Genomic DNA, 25064 nt, shown 5'->3' on the forward strand with positions numbered 1-25064 from the left:
GAAGCGGCCCGAAGGCCGCTTCTCGATATCAGAACGAATGCTTCAAGCTTACGCCGGCGTGAGGATAGCGCGGCCGACCAGCTTGCCGTCTTTCAGGTCGTTCAGAGCAGCATTGGCTTTTGCGAGCGGCATCGGGCTCGTCGGGATCGGCTGCACCTTCTTGGTGCGCACCAGCTCCAGCAGCTCCTTGGTCTCGCGGAGATTGCCGACATAGCTGCCCTGGATGGTCAACGCCTTCATGGCGATCAGCGGCAGCGCCCAGGTGGCGCCGCCACCGAACAGGCCGACCATGATCAGCTTGCCGCCCTTGGAGAGCACGTCGAAACCGAGCTGCGTCGTTGACGGAGTGCCGACCAGGTCGATCACCGACAGGATCGGCTGACCGGCGGCCTTGGCAAGCTGCTCAAGCGCGTCGGGCGCATTGCCGTCCACGGCCGCCAGAGCGCCGGCCTTGATCGCCGCTTCGCGCTTTCGCGCATCGATATCGACAACGATGGCGCCCTTGCCGCCCATCGCCTTCAACAGTTCAAGCGCCATCAGGCCGAGGCCACCAGCGCCGAAGATCACGATCGGATTGCCGAGATCGCTCTCGATCTTCTTCAGCGCGCTATAGGTGGTGACGCCCGAGCAGGCGTAAGGCGCGGCGATGACCGGATCCATGCCCTTGAGGTCGATCAGGTAGCGCGGATGCGGCACCAAAAGGTGATCGGAGTAACCACCGTCGCAATGTACGCCGAGGCAGCGCGGCGCGAGGCAGAGATTCTCGTCGCCGGCGAGACAGACCGCGCATTTGCCGCAGCCGATCCACGGATAGGCCAGCGCGATATCGCCAATCTTGACGCCGCCGGCTTCCTGCTGCGCATCCGGACCAAAGGCAATGACTTCGCCGACGGTCTCGTGACCCATGGTGCGCGGCAGCGTGATGCCGCGGTCCTTCAGCGACAGCTTCTTGCGGCCGTGGCCGAGTTCATAGCCACCTTCCCAGATGTGCAGGTCGCTGTGGCAGACGCCGGCAGCCTTCACGCGGATCAGCACCTGCGTGCCGGTCGGCTGCGGGGTCTGCTCGTCGACCTCGCCGAGCGGTTCGTTGAATTCGAGAACCTTGAAGCTCTTCATTATGTTTTCTCTCCCGGTTGAAGTTTCTTGTTATCCGCAAGATGGGTAGAGCGAAGCGAAACCCATCGCATAGAACCCGATCATGATGGGTTTCGCGACGACGCTCTACTCATCCTGCAGGGTCTCAGCCATGCGCTGCGCTTGCGCTCCTGATCGCTTCCCATACCTTGATGGGCGACAGCGGCGTATTGAGCTGCGTGATGCCCAGTGGTTGCAGCGCATCCAGCACGCCATTGACGATGCAGGGCGGACCACCGATCGCGCCGGATTCGCCGCAGCCCTTCGAGCCGATCGGGTTGGTGACGCAGGGTGCCGAACCATCCAATGTCACTGACAGGGGTGGCAGGTCACCGGCGCGCGGAATGCAATAGTCCTGATAGCTCGCGGTGATGAGCTGGCCATCCTCGTCGTAATGAACGTTCTCGAACAGCGCCTGGCCGATGCCTTGCGCCACGCCGCCGTGGATCTGGCCGGTCACCAGCATCGGATTCACCGCCACGCCGACATCGTCGACCGTGGTGTAACGAACGACATTGGTGATGCCGGTCTCCGGATCGATCTCGACCTCGCAGATATGCGTTCCGTTCGGCCAGGTCGGGCCGTCCGCCACGCCGGTCGACTCGACGCTGAGCTGTTCGCCGTCTTCGGCCTTCGCGATCTCGAACAGGCCGACGCGCTTGTCGGTGCCGACGACGGTGAGGAAGCCTGCGGAATACTCGATGTCCTCCACCGAGGCTTCGAGCATGTTGGCCGCCTTCTCACGCGCCTTGGCGATCATGTCGGCTGCCGACACCACGGCGGCAGTGCCGCCGACGAACAACGAACGCGAACCGACGCTGCCCATGCCGACGATCACATCGGTATCGCCCTGGATCACATCGATCTTGTCGATGCCAATGCCAAGCGCTTCAGAGACAAGCTGCGAATAGGCGGTCTGCAGGCCCTGCCCCATCGCCATGGTGCCGGAATGCAGGATGACGCGGCCATTGGCCGTCGCGCGCAGACTGACCTTCTCGGTGGTGCCCGGGCCGCCGGTCCATTCGATGTAGCTGGTCAGCCCGCGGCCATAGAGAAGACCTTTCTTCTTCGCCGCTTTCTTGCGCGCGGCGAAGCCGTCCCAATCCGACAATTCGGTGGCGCGGTCGAGCATGTGCGCAAAGGCGCCGCTGTCATAGGTCTGGCCGACGGCATTCTTGTAGGGAAACTGCGTCGGCTTGATGTAATTCACCTTGCGGATCGCCCGCGGATCCATGCCCATCTGCCGCGCGGCGGCATCCATCAAGCGCTCGATGATGAAAACGGCTTCCGGACGCCCGGCACCGCGATAGGCGCCCACCGGCGCGGTGTTCGTGATGACCGCCTTGATATCGTAATGCACGTTCTGCAGGTCGTAGACGCCGGTCTGCACGAACGGTCCCAACACCAACGGAATGATGACCGCGGTCGCCGACATATAGGCACCGGTGCCGCCGATCGAACGCACGCGATAGGCCAAGATCCGACCCTTGGCATCGAGCGCGAGTTCTGCCGTCGACGTCAGATCGCGACCATGCGTCCCGCCGACGAATTCATCGGTGCGATCGCCGCGCCAGCGGATCGTCTTGTTCAGCTTCACGGCTACATAGGCGACGACGCCGTCTTCCGGATACAGGCTCGTCTTCTGGCCGAAACCGCCGCCGATATCACCCACCACCACGCGGATCGATTCCTTCGGACGCTTGAGCACCGCGTCGGCAAGGATATCGCGGGTCGATGCCGGGGTCTGCGACTGCACGTACAGGGTCAGCTTGCCGGACTTCTTGTCGACTTCAGCGATGGTCGAGCGCGGCTCCATGGCCGATGGCACGAGACGCTGACTCACGATGTCCAGCGACACCGTATGCTTGGCAGCGGCAAAAGCAGCCTCCACCTTGGCAGGATCGCCATAGCTGGTGGCCGCGACAATATTGTCCGGTGCATCCGGCCAGACCACGGCCGCACCGGGCTTCATCGCCTCGACGGGATCGACCACCGCGGGCAGGACGTCATAGCTGATGTCGATCGCCTCGGCCGCGAGCTGGGCAGCGGCGCGCGACGTGGCGACGATCGCCGCCACTGCTTCGCCGGCGAACCGCACGACCTCGTGCGCGAGCAGCCGGCGCGGCGGAAAGGTCGCCGCCGAGCCGTCGGGACGCTTGAAGATCGGCAGCGTCGGCAGCGTGCCGACATCGTCGGCCACGAGATCCGCGCCGGTATAGATCGCCTCGATACCGGGCATCGCCTTGGCGGCGGCCACGTCAATCGCGGTGATCTTCGCATGGGCATGCGGCGAGCGCAGCAGATGCAGCCACAGCGCGCCGTCTTCCGGCTTGTCGTCGATGAATTTGCCCTGCCCGGTGAGAAGTCTTTGATCTTCAAGGCGCTTGGGAGAAAGACCGGCGCCGAAGCGCAGATTGCCGGGCAGAATGTTCATCAGACGTCCTTCAATGGCGAGCCTTACGGGCGGGCTGTATGGTTTCTAGCCCAGAAATACCGCGTGAGCCAACAGGCCAGCCGCACAAGGTCGAGCGACGGAATGCGCATGCCGGGATTGCCTTTTTTGCACATCCTGTTGCCGACAAATCTATCAGCCGACATCCCGCAAAACGGCCTCGATCACCTTGCGCTCGTCCGCGGTCAAAGCCGGCTGCGGCGCCACGGGGTCGCCGACCTCGTAGCCCTGGATCGCGAGGCCCGTCTTGATGCAGGCCGCCAGATTATAGCGTGCGAAGGCCTCGTTGAGCCGCCACATCCGCCGCTGCAAGACCATGGCCTCGTCCCAGCGATGCGCCTTGCAGAGATTGTAGAGTTCGACGCTCTGCTTCGGCACGACGCAAGCCGGGCCCGCCATCCAGCCGACGCCGCCGATCAGCATGACGGCTGACGGAATATGCGCCGAGGCGGCAAACACTTTCAGTTTGTCGCCGCAGCGGTTGATGATCGACAACAGCCGGCCGGTATTGGTGGAGGCATCCTTGATATACTGAATGCGCGGATGTTCGGCGAGCCGCGCCACAACGTCGAGCGTCAGATCCGAACGCTGGAATTGCGGATTGGTATAGATCACCACGGGAATATCGACGGCATCGGCGATGGCGCGGAAATAGGATTCGATCTGCGCATCCTTGAGCGGGAAATACGCTTCGAGAATGGCCAGGATGCCGTTAGCACCGAGCTTCTGATACGACTTAGCCTGCGCCACCGCATCCACCGTCGAGGTCGAGGCCACGCCCGCCACCACCGGCACGCGCCCGCCTGCCGCATCGATCGTGGCCTGCACCACCGTCCTGCGCTGCTCACGATTGAGATAGGCGAATTCGCCAGTCGAGCCGAGCGGCGTCAGGCCATGCACGCCCGCGCCGATGAGATCGCCGCACAGGCGGCCCAGCACATCGGTGCGGATACGCCCCTCGTCGTCAGCAGGCGAGACGAGATAGGGAAACACGCCGTGGAAATCTGCCATCGCATCAGGCCTTCGGCTTAAAATTCTCGATCACGCGCAACAACACGCGCGCGCCGACCTCGACATCCGCATCGTCCACATGCTCGGCAGGATTGTGGCTGATGCCGCCGCGACAGCGCACGAACAGCATCGCCACATCGGCAATATCGGTCATCGCCATGCCGTCATGGCCGGCACCACTCGGCAGCTCGAACGCGCGATAACCCTCGGCAGTAATTGCATCGGCGATCTGCTTCTGCAGCCAGGGCGCGCACGGCACCGTGCGATTCTCATGGGTGATGTTGATCTGCAGATCGAGCTTGCGCGCTTTGGCGATCGACTCGATCTCACGCACCATGTCGGTGATTGCGAGCTTGCGATAGGAATCCTTTGGCGACCGGATATCCATGGTGAACGATACCAGCCCGGGAATGACATTGGTCGCACCCGGCATCGCATTGATATAACCGACGGTGCCGACAAGACCGCCGCGGTCCGACTGGCAGAACTCCTCGATCGCAACGATACATTCGGCGGCGCCCACCAGTGCATCGCGCCGCATCGCCATGGGCACCGTGCCAGCATGACCGGCCATGCCGTGCAATTCGACGGCAAGCCGCGTTGCACCCGAAATAGCAGTCACGACACCTACCGGCAGCTTCTGCGCTTCAAGCACGGGCCCCTGCTCGATATGCAATTCGAGATAGGCCAACAATTCGCCAGGCGCGCGCGCTGCGGCGCCGACGTGATCGGGATCGAGGCCGAAGGTGATCATCGCCTCGCGCATCGAGATGCCCGCTTTGTCGCGGCCGCCGAGCACGCTCTCGACAAAAGTCCCGGCCACCGCGCGGCTGCCGAGCAGCGTCGAGGCGAAGCGTACGCCCTCCTCGTCGGCGAAAGCAGCGATCTCGATGGCGAAGGGCAAACGAAGGCCGCGACGGTTGAGATCGCCGATGCAGGAAATCGCGGTGATGACCCCGAGCGGCCCGTCCCAGCGGCCGGCATCGCGCACGGTGTCGTAATGGGAGCCGAGCATCAGGCACGGCAGACCGGGCCGGTCGCCTTCATAACGTCCGCAGACATTGCCGATCGCATCGATACGCGCCCGCATGCCGGCTGCCTGCATCCAGCCGATGATCAGTTCGGCGGCAGCACGATGTTCCGGTGTAAGGAATATCCGTGTGATGTTGTCCGGCGCTTCCGAAATAGCAGCCAGCGCGTTGATGCGTTCGACGATCTCGCCGCCGAGCGATTGGCCGGAAGCTCCGACGACTTTCTCTTCCATTGCAATCATGCTTCTTTGTTCAGACCACTGGCCCGGCTGGGACTTGAATGATCCAGCTCGTAAATACTAGTGCGGCCAGCGGGCCAAAGCGAATCCGCGCCTGGCCTCGCGGGAAGCTAGCAGATTTCGACACCCGGACGACAGGAGCCCCCGATGGCCAAGCAAGACTCGTCGAGTAGAGATGAGGCCCTTCTCAGACTTTCTTTCGACGCCGCACGCAAAGCCATGGAGCGCGGCAACCATCCGTTCGGCGCGATCCTGGTCGATGCACACGGCGAGGTCCTGATGGAAGCCGGTAACGCCTTCATGCCGTCCCATGACGGCACCGCCCATGCCGAACGGCTGCTCTGCAGCGAAGCCTCGATTGCCTATGACGAGAGCGAACTAAAGACTTTCACGCTGTATTCGTCGGCAGAACCCTGCGCCATGTGCGCCGGCGCGATCTATTGGGTCGGCATTGGCCGGCTGGTTTATGGGCTCGGCGAAGCGAGGCTCAAGGCGATCACCGGCGACCATCCGGAAAATCCTACGCTGGATCTGCCTTGCCGCAATGTCTTTGCTGCCGGGCAGAAGAGCATCGAGGTCGTCGGACCGCTGCTCGAAGACGAGGCAGCCGCGCAGCACGAGAATTTCTGGGCGCAGCTGCGCTAGCGGCACGCGCGCAGGAGCCTGCAAAAAACTGAAGGCGCCGCGAGGACATCGCGACGCCATCGGCCTGGAGATTGGCCTTGGAGAATTAGCCCCGGAAGTCAGCTCAGATCAGAACTTGACGGTGACGCCGGAATAGAGCGAGTCCTCGCGGCACGATCCGGGCGCAAACGTGGTGCACGGCAGGCTGGCATTCTCATCCAAGCCGAACTTGTTCCGCCAGAGCCGATAGGCCACCCACACGTCGACATTGTGAGTGTATTTCGGTCCCCAGATCGCCTTGCTGGCGTCGAAGGTCAGACGGATCGGTTCGGCGTTGATCTCCATCTTGGTTGCCGTGCCGATGATCTGGCCGTTCTCCGAACCTTTCGGCCCGTAGAAGCCGGCCCGGCCGCTGATCGCGAAATAGTCCATGCTCGGGGGCAGGAAGCCGAGATCCATGTAGTAATTGAGCTCAACGGCCCAGGTCGGGTTGAACTGGCGGTTGCCATCGATGTTGCACGAGACGCCCGGGATTTGACCGGGAGCGCCGGCGTAACCGCACTGCGTAAAGGTGCTGCGGTTGGCGAATTCGTAATAGAACAACGGATTGACGTTGAAGAAGCCCTTGTAAGGCAGGTCGAAAGCGAATTGCAGACCGGTCACGACGTCGCGCTTGGATGCGGAGAAGAACCGGTTTTCAGTGCTGCCATCCGCACCGATGACGAACGACACGTTGCGCAGCGGGCCCATCGAGAAGGCCTTGGTGTTGAAGACCTCGTTGAAGCCGATCGTGCTGCGGATCAGGCCGTAGATTTCTGTTGCGCCTTCGCAGCCCGTGATCGGACGCAGCGGATCGGCGCACGGATTAGCCGGGCTGTCCTTGCCCGCCTTTTCAAGACCGATGTTGAAGAAGTTGGTGCCGTAGGTCCACACGTCGAAGTGGGTGAAGGCGAAGACCTGCTTGGTGGTCTTGGCGGTGACGCCGGGATCGACCGCCCCCCACTGATAGGCATAGGTGAAGCGGTTATCGATCAGCAGGAAGAACGGCAGATCCTGGATCGGCTTTGCCTTGACCGGCATGGCCGCCATGTCGGCGGCGCCTGCCGAGCCTGTCGGCACCATGGCTGTTAGCGACAGCAACGTCGCGGCTGCGATTGCGCGGAAACGATTGGCCATTGGAATTACCCCCACCTGTTGACAATGATTGCGTGCCTCTCGCGAGAGAGTTGTTGCAATCAGTCCGGGTGAGAAGCCTCAACTTTTTCCAATAGTTGCCACGGATTTCATCAGGGATGCCCAGTGAAATCAGTATTTTATGCTTGAAGCATCGTGTTTTCGGGATGGTGAAATGACACCATGCGAGCGCGTACAAGACACGCGCTTAGAGATTGTAAAGATTGGTATTTTGCGACGTTCTGTCGCAGGTTTCCGAACGAAGCTCCGATGGTGAATTCACACTGTGATTCCGTGTTTGCACCGCAAGAAAATCACTGCCCAACTTCTCAACACACGAGAAAATCCGGATCTCGAATTCGTTGCACATGTACCAGAACTGCAACACTTCAGGCCAAGTATACAATGCGAAAGTCGAATAAACGTCATTCAATCAATGAAAAGCCCGAGCCTTACACGATTGCGTAGACAGGAATCGCCCAAGAAAGCGATCCAGTCCAAAAATAAGGCAGACGCTGGCGCTTATTCGAGATTTACGCTGCATTCCAATCCGGCACACACTTGCCGCAAACCTCCTTTTCACGCGTGAGTAGCGAATGTTGGATTCGGGATCGGGACACGCGCGTTCGGGGACGGTGCTTCTGCAGACCATCGGTCTGACCAAGCGCTATGGCAGTTTCCTCGCCAATGACGCCATCGACATCGCGATCCGTCCGCAGGAAATCCACGCGCTGCTCGGCGAGAATGGTGCCGGCAAATCCACGCTCGTCAAAACCATCTACGGCCTGATCCAGCCGAGCGAAGGCGAGATGCTCTGGCAGGGCGAGAAGATGGTCCTCGCCGGCCCGCATGATGCGCGCGCGCGCGGCATCGGCATGGTGTTCCAGCATTTCTCGCTGTTCGACAATCTCACTGTCGCCGAGAACGTTGCCCTTGGCCTCGACGGCAAGGAATCCTTCAAAGCGATGTCGGCGCGGCTCGAACAGGTGTCGCAGCAATATGGCCTGCCGCTCGATCCGAAGCGCGAGGTCTGGCAACTCTCGGTCGGCGAACGTCAGCGCATCGAGATCGTGCGCGTGCTGATGCAGAATCCGAAATTCCTGATCCTCGACGAGCCCACCGCCGTGCTGACGCCGCAGGAGGCCGATCAGCTCTTCGTCGTGCTGGAGCGCCTGAAGTCGGAAGGCCGCGCGATCCTTTACATCAGCCACAAGCTCGACGAGGTGAAGCGGCTCTGCGACACCGCCACCATCCTGCGCGGCGGCAAGAAGATCTCGACCTGTCTGCCGCGCGAAGAAACTGCCGCATCACTGGCGCGCATGATGGTCGGCACCGAGATCAAGCAGGTGAAAGCCGCCGCCAACCGGCAGACGACGGTGCCACGGCTCGTGGTCAATGATCTCAGCCTCGCGCCCGACGAACCACATGGCGTGCATCTGAAAAACATCTCGCTGGAGCTGAAGGGCGGCGAGATCCTGGGGATCGCTGGCGTCGCCGGCAATGGGCAGGACGAGTTCTTCGCGGCGCTCTCCGGCGAGCGTCTCGCCAAAGATCCCGGCACCATTGTCATCGACGGTCACGCAGCCGGACATCTGTCGATCACCGCGCGCCGCAAGCTCGGCGCCGCCTTCGTGCCCGAAGAACGGCTCGGCCACGGCACCGCGCCGCGCATGCGCCTGTCGGAGAACGCGCTGCTCACCGGCCACGCCGCATCCGGCATGGTGCACAACGGTTTCATCAATACGGCGGCAACGCTCGCGACCGTCGACCGCGCCACCGCGAGTTTTGATGTGCGCAAGGCCAAGCGCGATCCGGAAGCCGCCAGCCTTTCCGGCGGCAACCTGCAGAAATTCATCGTCGGCCGCGAGATTCTGCGTAATCCCATCGTGCTCGTGGTCAGCCAGCCGACATGGGGCGTCGATGCGGGTGCAGCCGCCGTCATCCGTCAGGCGCTGCTCGATCTTGCCGCGGCAGGTGCGGCCATCCTCGTTACCAGCCAGGACCTTGACGAACTCGCTGATATCGCCGACCGCATCGCTGTGATGTTCCACGGCCGTCTCTCCGAGCCATTGATGACGGCCGATGCGGACAGGGAAACGCTGGGCTTGCTGATGGGCGGCAGTGCACTCACGCCAAAGGACGTGCCCGATGCAGTTGGTGCTTGAGAAGCGCGCGGAGCGATCGACCATCATCGCGCTGGTATCGCCTGTTATCGCCATCGGGCTGACCATCGTGACCATGAGCATCCTATTCGTGATCATCGGCAAGAATCCGATCGCGGCGCTCAACGTCTATTTCATCACGCCGCTCACCGACGCCTATTCGCTGCAGGAGCTGGCGGTGAAGGCGGCGCCGCTGGTGATGATCGCCATTGGCCTGTCGCTTTGTTACCTCGCCAATGTCTGGAATATCGGCGCGGAGGGACAGTTCCTCGTCGGTGCCGTGGCGGGCAGTTGGCTTGCGGTGAAGACCAACGGCACCGATGCCGGCGTCTGGGTCTTGCCGGCGATGATGCTGCTCGGCGCCATCGCGGGCGCGCTCTACGCATTGATCCCGGCCTTCTGCAAGGTGCGCTTCGGCGCCAGTGAAATTCTGGTCAGCCTGATGCTGGTCTATGTGGCCGACCTGCTGCTGGATTATCTCGTCCGCGGCCCATGGCGCGATCCCGCCGGCTTCAACTTCCCGACGACAGCCGAATTCGATCCGGTCGCCACCGTGCCTTTGCTGTTCGAGGGTGGACGGCTGCATCTCGGCGCGGTCATCGCGCTGGTAATCGTTGTTGCCGCTGCTGTCCTGCTCGGCCGCACCATTAAGGGCTTTGAAATTCGCGTGGTTGGCGCGGCACCGCGGGCGGCGCGCTTCGGCGGCTTCTCCTCCAACCAGCTCGTGCTGCTGACCTTCGCGATCTCCGGCGCGCTGGCCGGCCTCGCGGGCATCATCGAAGTCGCCGGCCCCGTCGGCCATCTGCAGCCCGGCATCTCACCCGGCTATGGCTTCACCGCGATCATCGTTGCATTTCTCGGACGGCTCAACCCAGTTGGAATACTAATTGCAGGGCTTTTCCTGGCGCTGACATTTATCGGCGGGGAGCAAGCGCAGATCGCCATGAAGATCCCACTCGATATCACCAAGGTGTTTCAGGGCATCCTGCTGTTCTATGTGCTCGCCTGCGACAGCCTGATCCTGTACCGGATCAAGCTCATCATGCCGCAGCGAAAGGTCGCCGATGGAGCTGCTTGAGGCCATCATCCTTGCCGTACTCGCGGCGTCGACACCGCTGCTGCTCGCCGCCTCCGGCGAGCTACTGGTGGAGCGCGCCGGCGTGCTCAATCTCGGCGTCGAAGGCATGATGATCGTCGGTGCCGCCTGCGGCTTTGCCGGCGCCTGGGCCACCGGCTCGACCTTCATCGGGGCGCTATGCGGGATCTTTGCAGGTGTCGCGCTGTCGCTGGTGTTCGCGCTGATGACGCTCGGTCTTGCTGTCAACCAGGTCGCCACGGGTCTCGCGCTCACAATCCTGGGCATCGGCGTCTCCGGCCTGATCGGCGCCGGCTTCGTCGGCGAGCGTATCGCCACCGCGCCGCGGCTGTACATTCCCGGCCTGACCACGCTCCCCTTCGTCGGCAAGATCCTGTTCGGCGAAGACGCCTTCGTCTATGTCTCGATCGCGCTGATCGTCGGAATGTCCTGGTTCCTCTATCGCACCCGGGCGGGGCTGGTCCTCCGCGCCATCGGCGACAATCACGTCTCCGCCCATGCGCTCGGTTATCCCGTGTTGAAGATCCGCATGTTCGCCGTGATGTTCGGCGGCGGCTGCGCGGGTTTGGCTGGCGCCTATCTGCCGCTGGCCTACACACCCTTCTTCGTCCCCGGCATGACCGCCGGCCGCGGCTGGATCGCGCTGGCGCTGGTGGTGTTCGCCTCATGGCTGCCGGGGCGCCTCGTGATCGGCGCTTATCTGTTCGGCGCGGTCTCGATCTTGCAACTGCATGCGCAGGGCTGGGGCGTCGGCGTGCCCTCGCAACTGATGTCCGCACTGCCCTATCTCGCAACCGTCGTCGTGCTGGTGCTGATCTCGCGCACCCGCAGCGGCGGCTCCACGGCACCGGCCGCATTGGGCACCGTATTCGTGCCCGACCGCTAAAGACATTCTCGCAAGACTATCTCGCAAACAGGAGACGCGTATGAACAGGAAAGCACTTGCAGCCGCCGCCCTACTGCTGGCCACCGGCCTCGGATTGGGTGCAGCCGTCGCCGCCGACAAGCTGAAAGTCGGCTTCGTCTATATCGGCCCGGTCGGCGACTTCGGCTGGACCTATCAGCACGAAGTCGGCCGCCAGATGATCGTCAAGGAATTTGGCGACAAGATCGAGACCACCTATCTCGAAAACGTCAGCGAAGGCCCGGACTCCGAGCGCTCCATCGAACAGCTCGCGCGTGCCGGCAATCAGCTGATCTTCACCACGTCGTTCGGCTATATGGATCCAACGCTGAAAGTCGCTAAGCGCAATCCCAAGGTGATGTTCGAACACGCCACCGGCTTCAAGCGCGATAAGAACATGTCGAGCTATTCCGGCCGCTTCTTCGAAGGCCGCTACATCCAGGGCCTGATCGCCGCCAAGATGTCGAAGAAGGGCGTGCTGGGTTACATCGGCTCGTTCCCGATTCCGGAAGTGATCTCCGGCATCAATGCGACCATGCTCGCCGCGCAGAAGATCAATCCGGACATCAAGATCAAGATCATCTGGGTCAACACCTGGTTCGATCCCGGCAAGGAAGCCGATGCCGCCAAGGCGCTGCTCGATCAGGGCGCCGACGTGATCATGCAGCATACCGACAGCCCGGCTGCGATGCAGGTCGCTTCTGAGCGCGGCGCCCTCGCCTTCGGCCAGGACTCCGACATGATCAAGTTCGGCCCGAAGACGCAGCTTACGGCCGTCACCAACAACTGGGGTCCGTATTACGTCGAACGTGTCAAGGCGGCCCTCGATGGCACCTGGAAGTCGGAAGACACCTGGGCCGGCCTGAAAGAGAAGATGGTCGTGATGGCGCCCTACACCAACATGCCGGATGACGTGAAGAAGATGGCGATGGACACCGAAGCCGCCATCATCGCCGGCACGCTTAAGCCGTTCAAATGCCCGATCATGGGACAAGACGGCAAGGAAGTGGAATGCAAGGGCGGCGACGCGCTCGATCCCGGCCAGGTGCTCGGCATGAACTTCTATGTGAAGGGCATCGACGACAAGATTCCGGGGAAGTGAGGCGCTACTGTTCTTTCCCCTCCCCCCTTGTGGGGGAGGGTGGATCGAACGCACGAAGTGCGTTCGAGACGGGAGAGGGGTAGCGTCAGAGCTCCGTCGCTTCCCCTCTCCCGCCTTCGCTTCGCTCAGGCACCCTCTCCCACTGCGCGAAGCTTCGCTTCGCTGGAGGAGAGGGGAAGAAAGTAAGCACTACCCCGCCTGCATCGCCTTCGCCGCCGCGCTGTGTCGGCGTATCAGATCGCCGACATCCAGCCCCGGAATGGCGCCGTCGATCACGCGCCATGCGCCGCCCACCATCACGCGGTCCGCACGATGCGCACCGCACAGCACCAGCGCCGCCAGGGGATCGCCATGGCCGGAGAAGCGCAGCTCGTCGAGCTTGAACAGCGCCAGATCCGCCATCTTCCCCACAGCGATCTCGCCAAGCTCCGGCCGCCCCACGCACGCCGCCGAGCCCTTGGTCGCCCAGCGCAGTGCATCCTTGTGGCTGACGCGTCCGACGCCGTAACGCGCCCGCTGCAACAGAAATGCCGCGCGCACTTCCTGTATCAAATTCGATCCATCATTCGATGCTGAACCATCGACACCGAGGCCGATACCGACGCCCGCGTCTTCCATTTCGCAGACCGGACAGCAGCCAGAGGCCAATAGCTGATTGCTGCAAGAGCAATGACTGATGGTGGTCCCGGCCTTGCCGAGCCGCAGCATTTCGCCCGCGTTGAAGTGGATGCCATGCGCCAGCCATGTGCGTTTGTTCAGCCAGCCGGTCTGCTCCAGATAATCCAGCGGACGGCAGCCATAGATCTCCTCGCAATAGCGGTTCTCGTCCTCGGTCTCGCCGAGATGCGTATGCAGGCGGACGTCGAGCTTGTCCGCCAGCGCCGCGGTGCTCGCCATCAATGACGTCGTCACCGAGAACGGCGAACACGGCGCCAGCGCGATCTGCACCATGGCGTCTTCGCCGCGCTGGTGGAATGTCGCCACCACCCGTTCGCTGTCGGCCAGGATCGTGTCCTCGTCCTGCACTACACTGTCCGGGGGTAAACCGCCGTCTTTCACCGAGCGGTTCATCGATCCCCGCGTCAGCAGCACGCGCATGCCGAGCCGCTGTGCCACCGCCACTTCGATATCGACGGACGCTTCGAGGCCGGCCGGAAACACATAGTGGTGATCGGTGGTCGTCGTGCAGCCCGACAGCAGCAATTCCGCCATCGCTACGCTGACGCCGAGATGGAGATTCTCGGGCGTCAGCCGCGCCCAGACCGGATAGAGCGCCTGCAGCCAGGGAAACAGCTCGCGATCCAGCGCGGCCGGCAAGGCGCGCGTCAGCGTCTGATAGAAATGGTGATGCGTATTGATCAGCCCCGGCAGCACCACATGGGCGCTGGCATCATAGACCGCCACATCCGCTGTTGCTGGCTGGACGCCGGCCGGCACCAATTCGACAATCCGGCCATTCCTGACGACAATGCCGCGCTCGGCACCCTCGGCGAAAATGCCGAGGGGATCCTTGATCCACGTGGCCTGCGTTTCTGTCATGGCTCATCTCCTTCGGTCATGGACTCGACCTTGCAATTCAGGGACCAGCCACGAATACTTCAATTTGTTCTGCAATTGTCGGCGACTTGGCGTCGGTCTTGCAAGGTTCACAATGATACTTCAAGGGGTCATTGCCGAGTGAAAGCATAACCGCCCTATGGATTTGAATACGGTCACGTCCGTTGCCCGCCCTACGACGCGGGAACAGCTGCCGACATGGAGTGCCGGGGATGCATGGCTCGCCGGGGGCACTTGGCTTTTCTCCGAACCACAGACCCACCTGACGCGGCTGATCGACCTCACCGATCTCAAATGGCCGGCCCTCACCGTCACCGACAGCGAATTGCAGATCGCTGCGACCTGCACAGTGGCACAGCTCGACGCGCTGCCCTGCCCGCCCGACTGGATCGCATCGCCGCTTATCAATCAATGTTGCCGCGCCTTCCTCGCTTCTTTCAAGATCTGGAAGACCGCAACGGTCGGCGGCAATCTCTGCATGTCGCTGCCCGCCGGCCCGATGATCGCCCTCACCGCAGCGCTCAATGGCCGCTGCACGATCTGGAAGGCGGATGGCAGCGTAGACACGATCGACGTGGTGGACTTCGTCACCGGCGATCAAAGCAATGTGCTGATGCCGGGTGATCTCCTGCGCAGCATTGCCATTCCGCTTGCAGCCTTCAAACGACGCTCTGCATTCAGGCAGATCTCGCTGACGCCGGTCGGGCGATCTGCTGCGCTGTTGATAGGAAGCCTTGACGAGGATGGCTGGCGGCTGACGATCACGGCATCGACGAAGCGTCCTGTCCGCATTGTGCTTCCGGCACTTCCCGATGCCGATACGCTTGAGGAAGCGATCCTCGACCGGATTCCGGACAACCTCTATCACGACGATGTTCACGGCAAGCCGGCCTGGCGCAAGCAGATGACGCTGCGGCTCGCGGAAGAAATCCGCGCCGAGCTGCGGGGCTTCAGGCCATGAGCTTCGAGATCAACGGCCACAGCTTTTCGGAGCAGCCGCAAGCCGGCCAATGCCTGCGTACCTTCCTGCGTCAGCTCGGCCATTTCGGCGTCAAAAAGGGCTGCGATGCCGGCGACTGCGGTGCCTGCACCGTGTTGCTCGATGGCGAGCCTGTACATAGCTGTATCATCCCGGCATTTCGCGCCGCAGGTCATGCCGTCACCACCATCGAAGGTCTCGCGTCCGAAGGCGGCATCCATCCGATGCAGCAGGCGTTCCTGGACGCACAGGGATTCCAGTGCGGCTTCTGCACATCCGGCATGATCGTGACCTGCGCGTCGCTCAATCAGGCACAGCGCGCCGATCTTGGAGCGTCGTTGAAGGGAAATCTGTGTCGCTGCACAGGCTATCGCACGATAGAGGACGCACTCGACGGCAAGTCCAATGTGCAAGACGCCGAGCCCGGCACCGCCTTCGGCCGCAGCCTGCCCGCGCCCGCTGGTCCCCAGGTGGTGACGGGCAAGGCGCGCTACACATTTGACGTCGCCATGGACGGCCTGCTGCATATCAAGATGCTGCGCTCGCCGCATCCGCATGCCCGCATCGTGTCGATCGATACGTCAGCCGCGCAGGCGATGCCGGGTGTGCATGCGGTGCTGACTCATGCGGATGCGCCGGCCACGCTGTTCTCGACGGCGCGCCACGAGATCGATGCAATGGATCCCGAGGACACGCGGGTGCTCGACGATGTCGTGCGCTTCATCGGCCAGAAAGTCGCCGCGGTGGTCGCGGAGAGCGAGGCGATCGCGGAGGAAGCCTGCCGCCGCATCGACGTCGTCTACGAAATCCTGCCCGCAGTATTCGATCCCGCAGCCGCCATTGCGCCCGGTGCGCCGGTCATTCACCCCGACAAGACGCCGGTGCATCGCGTCAGCAATGCTATCAGAAACGTCATCGCCGAAACACACGGCGAATTCGGCGATGTCGCGGCAGCGCTGGCGTCGTCGGCCGTCACCTATGAGGGCACCTTCACCACGCAACGCGTGCAGCACGGCCATCTCGAGACCCATGGCGGCATGGCCTGGCTCGATGCCGACGGCATCCTCAATATTCGCTCGAGCACGCAGACGCCATTTCTGACCCGCCGTGCACTGGCTCAATTGTATGACCTTCCCTCCGACAAGGTCCGCGTGTTCTGCGAACGCGTCGGCGGCGGGTTCGGCGGCAAGCAGGAAATGTTCGTCGAGGATATTCTGGCGCTGGCCGCGCTCAAGACCGGCCGCCCGGTGAAATGGGAACTGACCCGGGAGGAGCAATTCATCGCCACATCGACACGGCATCCGATGCGCGTCACCGTCAAGGCCGGCGCCGACAAGCACGGCAAGTTCACCGCGCTGCAGCTCGACGTGCTCTCCAACACCGGCGCCTATGGCAATCATGCGGGCCCGGTGCTGTTTCACGCCTGCGGTGAATCACTCGGCGTCTATAACTGCGCCAACAAGAAGGTCGATGCCGTGGTCGCCTATACCAACACGGTGCCGGCAGGCGCGTTTCGCGGCTACGGCCTGCCGCAAACGCTGTTCGCGGTGGAAGCCGCCATCGACGATCTCGCGAAGCAGCTCGGCATCAGCCCGTATGATTTCCGCCGGCACAACGTCATCAAGCCCAGCGATGCCATGCTGTCACCCGCCGGCACGCACTACGACGATGTGCTGATCGGAAGTTACGGCCTCGACCAGTGCCTCGACCTCGTCGAGCGCGCGATGGAGATAGAGACCAAACACGATCTCGATGACGACTGGCTGATCGGCGACGGCATCGCGCTCACCATGATCGACACCGTGCCGCCGCAGGGCCACATCGCCGAAGTCGTCATCGCCAAACGTGACGACGGCGATTACGATCTCACGGTCGGCACCGCCGAATTCGGCAATGGCACCGCGACGGTGCATCGGCAGATCGCGGCCACGACACTTGGCTGCAGCGTCGAGCAGATTCATCTGCGCCAGTCCGATACGAGGAACGGCGGTCACGACACCGGCGCCTATGGCAGCGCCGGCACATTCGTCGCTGGCAAAGCCACCCATGACGCGGCGCAAAAGCTGGTAGCGGCGATGAAGGCGGACAGCAACGCACGCAGCGCTACTGGAACTTCAGGCGGCACCCCGCGTTCGGTCGCCTTCAACGTCCAGGGATTTCGCGTGGCCGTGAACAAGGGGACCGGCGCGATCAAGGTTCTCAAGAGCGTGCAGGCCGCGGACGCTGGCGCTGTCGCCAATCCGATGCAGCTGCGCGGCCAGATCGAAGGCGGCGTCGCGCAATCGCTGGGGGCGACGCTCTATGAGGAGATGGTGATCGACGACCGCGGCCGCGTCGTCAATCCGAAATTCCGCGACTATCATCTGCCGTCATTCGCGGATGTGCCGCGCACCGACGTGTATTTCGCCGACACCTATGATGCGATCGGGCCATTGGGTGCGAAATCGATGAGCGAAAGCCCCTACAATCCCGTCGCCGCGGCGATGGGCAACGCACTGTTTGATGCAACGGGCATCCGGTTTACACAGGTGCCGTTCAAGCCGGACCGGATTTTTCCGGAGTTGCAGAAGAAGTTTGGGAAGTAGTCGACGTCAGTAGAGGTGTCGTCCCCGCGAAGGCGGGGACCCATAGCCACGATCATCAAGGTAAGAGCGGCAGAGCCACGACCACATCGCTTTAAACAGATCCCTGGTGTTTATGGATCCCCGCCCCGCGCACGCCTTCGGCGTGCTAGGCGGGGATGACACCTGAGACGGCAATGCCCCGCCCCTCACCCGCCGCGAAGGCGCGGCGACCTCTCCCCGCCTAGCGAAGCTTCGCTTCGCGTGGGAGCGGGGAGAGGTTAAGCAAAACTACCCTCGCCCCACCGTGCATTCGATTTGCCCATGCGGTTCGTCCGTCGGCAGGAACACGTCGTTGTTGTTGTCGAGACCGAACGTCGAGAGATTCATCAGGATGTAGTGGATGTTGGGACAGGCCATGCTGATCTCGGAAATCTCCGGCACCGCGGCCAGCACCTTCTCGCCCATACGATACAGGCTGTTCTGCACACTCGGACTATAGGTCGTCGCGAATTCCTTCAGCAGCGTATCCAGAATTGTCTTGTTGGTCGCGGGATAGCTGGCAGGCTTGCCAGACCATGTCCACGACGCCACCATCGATGTCGCGCAGATGCGATCATTGGTCGGCTGGATCGTCGAATACTTGTCGGTATAGTAATTCTCCCAACCCGACTGGGTCGACTTCATGAAGGTAAAACCGTCGAGGCCCGAACTCATGGCTATACCATCGCGCGTGGCATGGATCTCGACGGTCGGCTTGCCGTTGCTATCGAGCAGGAATGCGTGCGGGTGTAGTTCGCCGTCGACAGCCAGCCGGGCCCACTTGGTCTCATGCGCAGTGATGCTGACGGAACTCGCCTGCGGATACAGGTCGAGATAGCGCTTCGCCAGCACCTGGCAGAACTCTTCGGTCGACAGCGCGGTATTCTCCCGCGCCACCACATTGACGATGTTCTTGATGGTGTCCGTGGACGTTGAAGTGGAGTTGTCGGCGTCGGTATAGGCCCGGCCGAAATCGCCTTCCAGCATCGCCTTGATGCTGAGCTGGCTGACATCCTGCTTGTCGCCGTCGCGATGGATCCGCATGATGCGGACACGGCCTTTTCCATATCTGTTCTTGATGAGCGACACGCGCGACCTCCGGTCTGTGTTGGCGACCAGAGAACCTCGGTCGCCGGGCAATATATATTCAGCAATGCTCACTTTCGAGCAACCTTCGTGCCACCGGCCACTCATCAACCTCGAAATGGCTTTCAGCGGCGTCTGGCACGAGGCTTGTATCTGACGATCATAATGCCACGATATTTCATCACCTAAGCAAGGGGCTAGATCAATGACAGAGAGCGTCCATCCCGTCGACGAGGTCCTCCCGACCCCGCGCCTGCTCGCGCTGGGCCTGCAGCATGTGCTGGTGATGTATGCCGGCGCGGTCGCGGTGCCGCTCATTATCGGCCGTGCCCTGAAGCTGCCGCCGCAGGACGTCGCCTTCCTGATCTCCGCCGACCTGTTCGCCTGCGGCCTGGCCACGCTGGTCCAGTGTATCGGCTTTCCCGGCGTCGGCATCCGCCTGCCTGTCATGATGGGCGTCACTTTCGCCTCGGTCGGCCCGATGCTGTCGATGGCCACCGCCCCGGAGATCGGCCTGCTCGGCATCTATGGCTCGGTCATCGCTGCCGGAATCTTCGGCATCATTGTCGCGCCTTTCATCAGCCGGCTGCTGCCGCTGTTTCCACCGGTGGTCACCGGCACCATCATCATGGTGATCGGCATCTCCCTGATGCGCGTTGGTATCAACTGGGCTGGTGGCGGACTACCCATGTTCACAAAGATGATCGATGGCGTTCCGCACACGTTCCCCAATCCGGCTTACGGCCAGTTGCAGGGGCTCGGCATCGCGTTGTTCGTGCTGGTCGTGATCCTTGCTTTGATCAAATGGGGCACCGGCTTTCTGTCCAACGTCTCGGTGCTGCTCGGCATCATCGCGGGCGCGATCCTTGCCAGCGTGCTCGGCGTGATGCATTTCGACAAGGTCGGCACTGCCGGCTGGGTCGACATCGTGCTGCCGTTCCATTTCGGCATGCCGCAATTCCATCTCGTGCCCATCGTCACCATGTGCATCGTGATGATCGTGGTGATGATCGAGTCCCTCGGCATGTTTCTGGCGCTCGGTGAAATGACCGACAGCAAGGTCGACCGCGATGCGCTCACCAAGGGCCTGCGCGCCGATGGCGTCGGCACCTTCCTTGGCGGCATCTTCAACACCTTCCCCTACACCTCGTTCTCGCAGAATGTCGGCCTTGTCGGCGTCACCGGCGTGCGCTCACGCTGGGTCACCATCGCCGGCGGCGGCATCATGCTGGTGCTCGGCCTGCTGCCGAAGATGGCAGCCTTGGTGGAGTCGGTGCCGCAGGTGGTGCTTGGCGGCGCCGGCCTCGTGATGTTCGGCATGGTCGCCGCGACCGGCGCGCGCATCCTCACCGCGGTGGACTTCAAGACCAACCAGCGCAACCTGTTCGTGGTCGCCATCTCCGTCGGCTTCGGCATGATCCCGCTGGTGTCGCCGAATTTCTTCAAGGCGCTGCCGCACGACCTGCATCCGCTGCTGGAGTCGGGCATCCTGCTTTGCGCGCTGGTGGCCGTGATCCTCAACGCGTTCTTCAATGGCGTGAGCAGTGCCGAGACCGCAAAGGCGGAAGCGGCTGGTGTTGCCGCGGCGGCGACGCATTAGTTTGCCTCTTAACCTCTCCCCGCTTGCGGGGAGAGGTCGACGTCCGCATGCGAAGCATGTGGGCGTCGGGTGAGGGGGACTCTCCGCGAACGCCACGGCTCGTGGAGAGTCCCCCTCATCCGTCGTCGCTTCGCGACGCCACCTTCTCCCCGCAAGCGGGGAGAAGGCAAACAGCCGCCTCACTTCACCTTCGGCTCAAGCCCGCTGGCCACGATCACCGGCGCGGCCTGCTGCGAGGACAGAAACGCGATCAGCGCCTTGCCCGCATCAGGCTGCGGCGCATTGCTCGCAAGCCCCGCCGAGAACACGGTGATCTTCTGCAGCTCCGCCGGCAGCGGGCCGACGATCTCGATGCCCCTGACCGGCTTCAATTCGCTGATCTGCTGAAAGCCGATCTCGGCCTCGCCCCTCGCAACGATCTCGCCGACCGGCGTCGCCGGGATCTTGCGCGCCTTGTCTTTCATGGCGTCGGCAATGCCGAGCTTCTCGAACATCTCCTTGCTGACATAGACGCCGCTGGCGCTGTCCGAATAGGCCACGGTCCTGGTCTTCAGCAGCGCCACCTTCAGCGTATCCGCCGAGGACAGGTCCGGCTTCGGCGCGCCCTCCTTCACCGCCACTCCGATCGGCGAATCCGCGAGATCGACGCGGCTGTCGGCGATCACCTTGCCCTTGCTGACGAGATCACCCAACGCATAGCCCACCATGATCAGCACATCGGCCGGCTCGCCCCGCGCCAGCCGCATCGGGATCGCCTGCGGCGTCTCGCCCATCGACGGCCCATAGGCCGTGACAACCGTATTGCCCGTCGCCTTCTCGAATTGCGGCACCAGTTCCTTGTAGGCTGCCGTGAAGCCGCCGGAGATCATCACATGGACTTCGGAGGCGAAGGCGCTGGGCGTCGAGGCGACGGCGCAGCCGAGCACGAGCAGCGAACGAATGATGTGGCGCATGGTGTCTCTCCCGCTTGACGTCTTTTTTTCTTATCCTCTCCCCGCTTGCGGGGAGAGGTCGACTGGAACGCGCGAAGCGCGTGGAAGTCGGGTGAGGGGGAGCCAGTGTTTTACTCGCTGGCTCCCCCTCATCCGTCGTCGCTTCGCGACGCCACCTTCTACCCGCAAGCGGGGAGAAGGAAATCTCAGCTTCCCCGATAGGTCCCATAGCTCCACGGCGTCACCAGCAGCGGCACGTGGAGATGGCCTTCGGGTTCATAGACCGAAAAGCGCAGCGGGATCTCGTCGAGGAACGGCGGATCGGACATCGGCACGCCCCGCTCCGCAAAATAGCTGCCGACCTTGAAGGTCAGTTCATAACGCCCGATCGGCACCGGGCGGCCGCCGATCAGCGGCACATCGGTGCGGCCGTCGTGATTGGTCAGCGTGCGCGCAATCACGCGGCTGACGCCGAGCTTCGACAATTCGACAAGCTCGACCGAAATCCCGGCTGCGGGCCGGCCGCTATGGGTATCCAGCACATGGGTCGAGAGCCGGCCATGCACCTGCAGGCGATCCGGCCCGTCGATCAAAAGATCGGTACGCAGCGCCGCGATCTTGCAGATTTCGGCGACCGATGCGGTGACCTCGGCGGCTGGGTCGTTCGGCAACCGTTTCTCGAAATCCGCCAGGATCGAATCCTTGGTGTGGCGGCGGACGCAGACGATGTAGGGGAAGCCGAACTTGGCACGATAGGCATTGTTGACGCGATCGAAGGCGGCATATTCGGCTTCAGAGAGCCGGTCGAGTCCGGCGCTGTTCTGCTCGGCATTGGATTCTGCCGTCAGGAGATCGCCGCGCTGCGTTTTATCGGCAAGGTCCGGATGCGCCTTGATCAGCGCCAGCCGCTGGCCTGACGCTGCATCTTCCACCACCTTGCGCATCGCGGCGAACAACTGCTTGACGCCCGCGAAGGGCCGGCTGTCCGCGGCCTTCTCCGCGATCCACGGCGAATATTCGAAGATATTCGCCAGCGCCGCGACGAAATCCGCTTTGCTGCAGGCGTTGAGTTCGTCGAGCGTCTTCTCTGTCATGACAGGGCTTATCCCAATCCTGGTCTATCCGATGGCACGGGCGTCGGCGGCGAGATGTTTCAGATTGGCGTGCCAGTGCTCGGCGATATCAAGGCGCGTCGGCACCCAGACGCGCTCGACGCTGCCGATATAGTCAAGGAATCGCATCAGCGAGGCCGCACGTCCGGGCCGCCCGACGACGCGGCAATGCAGGCCCACGGTCATCATCTTCGGCGACGTCACGCCTTCGGCATACAGCACATCGAACGAATCCTTCAGGTAAGTGAAGAACTCGTCACCGCCACCAAACCCCTGCGGATTGACGAAACGCATGTCATTGGCATCGAGCGTATAGGGAATGATGAGCTGCGGTTCGCTGGGCCCCTTGATCCAGTATGGCAGATCGTCGGCATAGGAATCGCACAGATACTTGAAGCCGCCGGCTTCCATCAGCAGCCGAATGGTGTTGATGGAACTGCGGCCGGTGTACCAGCCGGTCGGGCGTGCGCCGGTCGCCTCGGTATGCACGCGGATCGCCTCGGCGATCTCGAAGCGCTCCTCGGGCTCCGACATGTCCTTGTGTTCGATCCACTTCAGACTGTGGCTGGCAATATCCCATTTGGCTTCCTGCATCGCCGCGACGATTTCAGGATTGCGCTGTAGCGCCGTAGCCACGCCGAAAACTGTGGTCGGCATGTTACGTTCGGTGAACATCCGCCACAGCCGCCAGAAGCCGGCGCGCGCGCCATATTCGAACATGGATTCGATATTGGCATGGCGCTGGCCCGGCCACGGCTGCGCGCCCAGCACATCCGACAGAAACGCCTCCGAGGCCCGATCGCCATGCAGGATATTGTTCTCGCCGCCTTCTTCGAAATTGACGACGAACTGTACCGCCACGCGCGCGCCATCCGGCCATTTCGGATCGGGCGGATTGCGGCCGTAGCCGCGCAGATCGCGGGGATAGTCGCTCCCGGCCATCAGACCATCTCGAAACGGACGGGTTGCGCACCCTTCCAGAGCACGGTCTTGCCCATCTCTTTCAGATTTTCGAGGTTCGAGGTCAGCGTAATGAAATGGTTGCCGGCGAGCTGGCCCATCTTGCTGGCGAAATGCACGCCGCTATAGGCCAGCAGGATCTCGGTCTCGCTGATGCCGCCCGGATACAGGATGATGTGGCCCGGCGCCGGAAAGCTGGTGTGGTTCTCATAGGGCACGCCGAAATCGAGATCGCCAAGCGGCATCCAGACGCCCTCGCCGCTCCAGCGCACATGGATCGCCTGGCTGACAAACGGCATCGCCTTCTTGAAGGCGGCGACGGTCTTGGGGGCGTCCTTCTCCTCGAATTTCGCATCGAAGGTGAAGTCGCCGACATGGACTTTGAGCTGGCTCATCCGTGGGATCTCATAATTGGGGTGACTGAAAAAACGATCCATCCAGATTGCAGCAGGGGGCGAAAGAAGCAAGCCGCAGTTTTCGGCGGCGTTGCCTGTAGACTGCGTTCCCTCTCCAACACTGTCATTCCGGGGCCTCCTTGCTCGTCATTCCGGGGCGCACGAAGCGGCGCAGCCGCGTAGTGCGAACCCGGAATCTTGAGGTGTTTTGCTGAACATGCTGGGATTCCGGGGTCGCGTCCGGCTTACGCCGGCCACGCCCCCAGGCAAACCAATTGGTTTGCCTGGGAATGACGGGTGTGGGGCAGGAAGACGTCAAACATTTTTTCCTACCCCTCCTTGACAACATACCTATGAGGATTATTATCTCTCACGTCCTGCCCCACCGAGAGGGGCGATCGCGATCGTCACGTTCGCGGGGTGGGATGCGGTGGACGCCGGAGATGCGGCGTCACGCGGTTCATGGGGAACGTCTGTCTTCGGGCAGGACGGATCTGCGCCAGCACTGCCACTGGCAAGGAGACGGCCGGCCTTCGGATGGAAAGACCCTCTGAACAGTGTGACGGACGACCAAGTCAAAACGCGTTCGGCCTATTCGCTTGAGGCTCCCTTCCCATCGCCTTGGGACTTTAATTCGCGATCGGAGCGTTCGTCGAGGCAAAGTGCAAGCAACCGAAAAAACACCGCAGGCGGAACGTCGGGCAATCGCTCGTGCTTCCGAAAGTCCTGATGCATTACCCCATGCGGAAGACCGCATTCGCATCAGGCCCAAGGGTGCATCGGGCACCCGGCGTTCCGCACGCCCTCTCACAAGGGGGGCGAGGTGGGAATGCTCATAGCTCGGACGCGCAAGCGCCGCGAGAATGCGAACGCATGTTTTCAGGACAGTGGCTGTTTGAAATTTGAATCCTG

19 protein-coding genes are annotated in these 25064 nt (G+C 62.4%); 8 read left to right on the forward strand and 11 right to left on the reverse strand.

Annotated features, from left to right (window positions below):
* Positions 1 to 48 precede the first annotated feature (48 nt).
* The 4 genes from AB8A50_RS12910 to AB8A50_RS12925 form a co-directional block, all read right to left on the reverse strand.
* A complete protein-coding gene (locus AB8A50_RS12910) occupies positions 49 to 1116 on the reverse strand; it encodes an alcohol dehydrogenase (protein WP_093756673.1) in 1068 nt (355 codons plus the stop codon).
* A gap of 124 nt (positions 1117 to 1240) precedes the next feature.
* Entirely contained in the window at positions 1241 to 3568 is a 2328-nt protein-coding gene (locus AB8A50_RS12915; protein ID WP_439077883.1) for a xanthine dehydrogenase family protein molybdopterin-binding subunit, read from the reverse strand.
* A gap of 153 nt (positions 3569 to 3721) precedes the next feature.
* Positions 3722 to 4597, reverse strand: a complete 876-nt coding sequence (locus tag AB8A50_RS12920) for a dihydrodipicolinate synthase family protein (protein ID WP_439077884.1) — start codon at positions 4595 to 4597, stop codon at positions 3722 to 3724.
* Positions 4598 to 4601: 4 nt separating this feature from the next.
* Positions 4602 to 5861 (reverse strand): allantoate amidohydrolase, encoded by a 1260-nt coding sequence (locus AB8A50_RS12925; RefSeq protein ID WP_439077885.1) that lies wholly within the window; start codon positions 5859 to 5861, stop codon positions 4602 to 4604.
* Positions 5862 to 6014: 153 nt separating this feature from the next.
* Here AB8A50_RS12925 and AB8A50_RS12930 point away from each other — a divergent pair, with 153 nt between their 5' ends.
* Positions 6015 to 6512, forward strand: a complete 498-nt coding sequence (locus AB8A50_RS12930) for a nucleoside deaminase (protein ID WP_439077886.1) — start codon at positions 6015 to 6017, stop codon at positions 6510 to 6512.
* A gap of 108 nt (positions 6513 to 6620) precedes the next feature.
* Here AB8A50_RS12930 and AB8A50_RS12935 read toward each other — a convergent pair whose 3' ends face one another.
* Positions 6621 to 7667, reverse strand: coding sequence for a hypothetical protein (locus tag AB8A50_RS12935; protein WP_439077887.1), 1047 nt, complete (start codon positions 7665 to 7667; stop codon positions 6621 to 6623).
* Between the two features lie 593 nt (positions 7668 to 8260).
* Here AB8A50_RS12935 and AB8A50_RS12940 point away from each other — a divergent pair.
* The 4 genes from AB8A50_RS12940 to AB8A50_RS12955 are packed head-to-tail and all read left to right on the forward strand — an operon-like array spanning position 8261 to position 12928.
* Complete coding sequence (locus AB8A50_RS12940) at positions 8261 to 9829, forward strand: ABC transporter ATP-binding protein (protein WP_231079830.1); 1569 nt, start codon at positions 8261 to 8263, stop codon at positions 9827 to 9829.
* The gene (locus AB8A50_RS12945; RefSeq protein WP_439077888.1) at positions 9813 to 10904 is read left to right on the forward strand and encodes an ABC transporter permease; all 1092 of its coding nucleotides are present in this window, start codon (positions 9813 to 9815) and stop codon (positions 10902 to 10904) included. Before AB8A50_RS12940 ends, AB8A50_RS12945 begins: the two co-directional genes overlap by 17 nt.
* Positions 10891 to 11808, forward strand: a complete 918-nt coding sequence (locus tag AB8A50_RS12950) for an ABC transporter permease (RefSeq protein ID WP_439077889.1) — start codon at positions 10891 to 10893, stop codon at positions 11806 to 11808. Before AB8A50_RS12945 ends, AB8A50_RS12950 begins: the two co-directional genes overlap by 14 nt.
* A 40-nt stretch (positions 11809 to 11848) precedes the next feature.
* A complete protein-coding gene (locus tag AB8A50_RS12955) occupies positions 11849 to 12928 on the forward strand; it encodes a BMP family ABC transporter substrate-binding protein (RefSeq protein ID WP_120291483.1) in 1080 nt (359 codons plus the stop codon).
* A gap of 189 nt (positions 12929 to 13117) precedes the next feature.
* Here the strand turns inward: AB8A50_RS12955 and AB8A50_RS12960 are convergent, their stop codons facing one another.
* Positions 13118 to 14467 (reverse strand): 8-oxoguanine deaminase, encoded by a 1350-nt coding sequence (locus AB8A50_RS12960; RefSeq protein ID WP_439077890.1) that lies wholly within the window; start codon positions 14465 to 14467, stop codon positions 13118 to 13120.
* Between the two features lie 157 nt (positions 14468 to 14624).
* On the opposite strand from AB8A50_RS12960, the gene AB8A50_RS12965 reads away from it, so the two are divergent.
* Positions 14625 to 15446, forward strand: a complete 822-nt coding sequence (locus AB8A50_RS12965) for an FAD binding domain-containing protein (protein WP_439077891.1) — start codon at positions 14625 to 14627, stop codon at positions 15444 to 15446.
* Entirely contained in the window at positions 15443 to 18049 is a 2607-nt protein-coding gene (locus AB8A50_RS12970) for a molybdopterin-dependent oxidoreductase (RefSeq protein WP_439077892.1), read from the forward strand. Before AB8A50_RS12965 ends, AB8A50_RS12970 begins: the two co-directional genes overlap by 4 nt.
* Positions 18050 to 18316: 267 nt before the next feature.
* Here the strand turns inward: AB8A50_RS12970 and pucL are convergent, their stop codons facing one another.
* Positions 18317 to 19156 (reverse strand): factor-independent urate hydroxylase, encoded by an 840-nt coding sequence (gene pucL, locus AB8A50_RS12975; RefSeq protein WP_439077893.1) that lies wholly within the window; start codon positions 19154 to 19156, stop codon positions 18317 to 18319.
* A gap of 202 nt (positions 19157 to 19358) precedes the next feature.
* Here pucL and AB8A50_RS12980 point away from each other — a divergent pair, with 202 nt between their 5' ends.
* Complete coding sequence (locus AB8A50_RS12980) at positions 19359 to 20753, forward strand: nucleobase:cation symporter-2 family protein (RefSeq protein ID WP_439077894.1); 1395 nt, start codon at positions 19359 to 19361, stop codon at positions 20751 to 20753.
* A gap of 179 nt (positions 20754 to 20932) precedes the next feature.
* On the opposite strand, the gene AB8A50_RS12985 is transcribed toward AB8A50_RS12980, so the two are convergent.
* From AB8A50_RS12985 to AB8A50_RS13000, 4 genes are all read right to left on the reverse strand, one after another.
* On the reverse strand, positions 20933 to 21706 hold the full coding sequence (locus AB8A50_RS12985; protein ID WP_439077895.1) for a substrate-binding domain-containing protein: 774 nt from the start codon (positions 21704 to 21706) through the stop codon (positions 20933 to 20935).
* Positions 21707 to 21891: 185 nt separating this feature from the next.
* Positions 21892 to 22779, reverse strand: coding sequence for a 2-oxo-4-hydroxy-4-carboxy-5-ureidoimidazoline decarboxylase (gene uraD, locus AB8A50_RS12990; RefSeq protein ID WP_439077896.1), 888 nt, complete (start codon positions 22777 to 22779; stop codon positions 21892 to 21894).
* Positions 22780 to 22803: 24 nt separating this feature from the next.
* Positions 22804 to 23739, reverse strand: a complete 936-nt coding sequence (gene puuE / locus AB8A50_RS12995) for an allantoinase PuuE (RefSeq protein ID WP_439077897.1) — start codon at positions 23737 to 23739, stop codon at positions 22804 to 22806.
* Positions 23739 to 24152: a DUF3830 family protein gene (locus AB8A50_RS13000; protein ID WP_068735441.1), complete on the reverse strand. Its 414-nt coding sequence runs from the start codon at positions 24150 to 24152 to the stop codon at positions 23739 to 23741. Before AB8A50_RS13000 ends, puuE begins: the two co-directional genes overlap by 1 nt.
* Positions 24153 to 25064 lie beyond the last annotated feature (912 nt).

The organism is Tardiphaga sp. 841_E9_N1_2 (genome assembly GCF_051811065.1).
GTDB classification, from domain to species: Bacteria; Pseudomonadota; Alphaproteobacteria; order Rhizobiales; family Xanthobacteraceae; genus Tardiphaga; species Tardiphaga robiniae.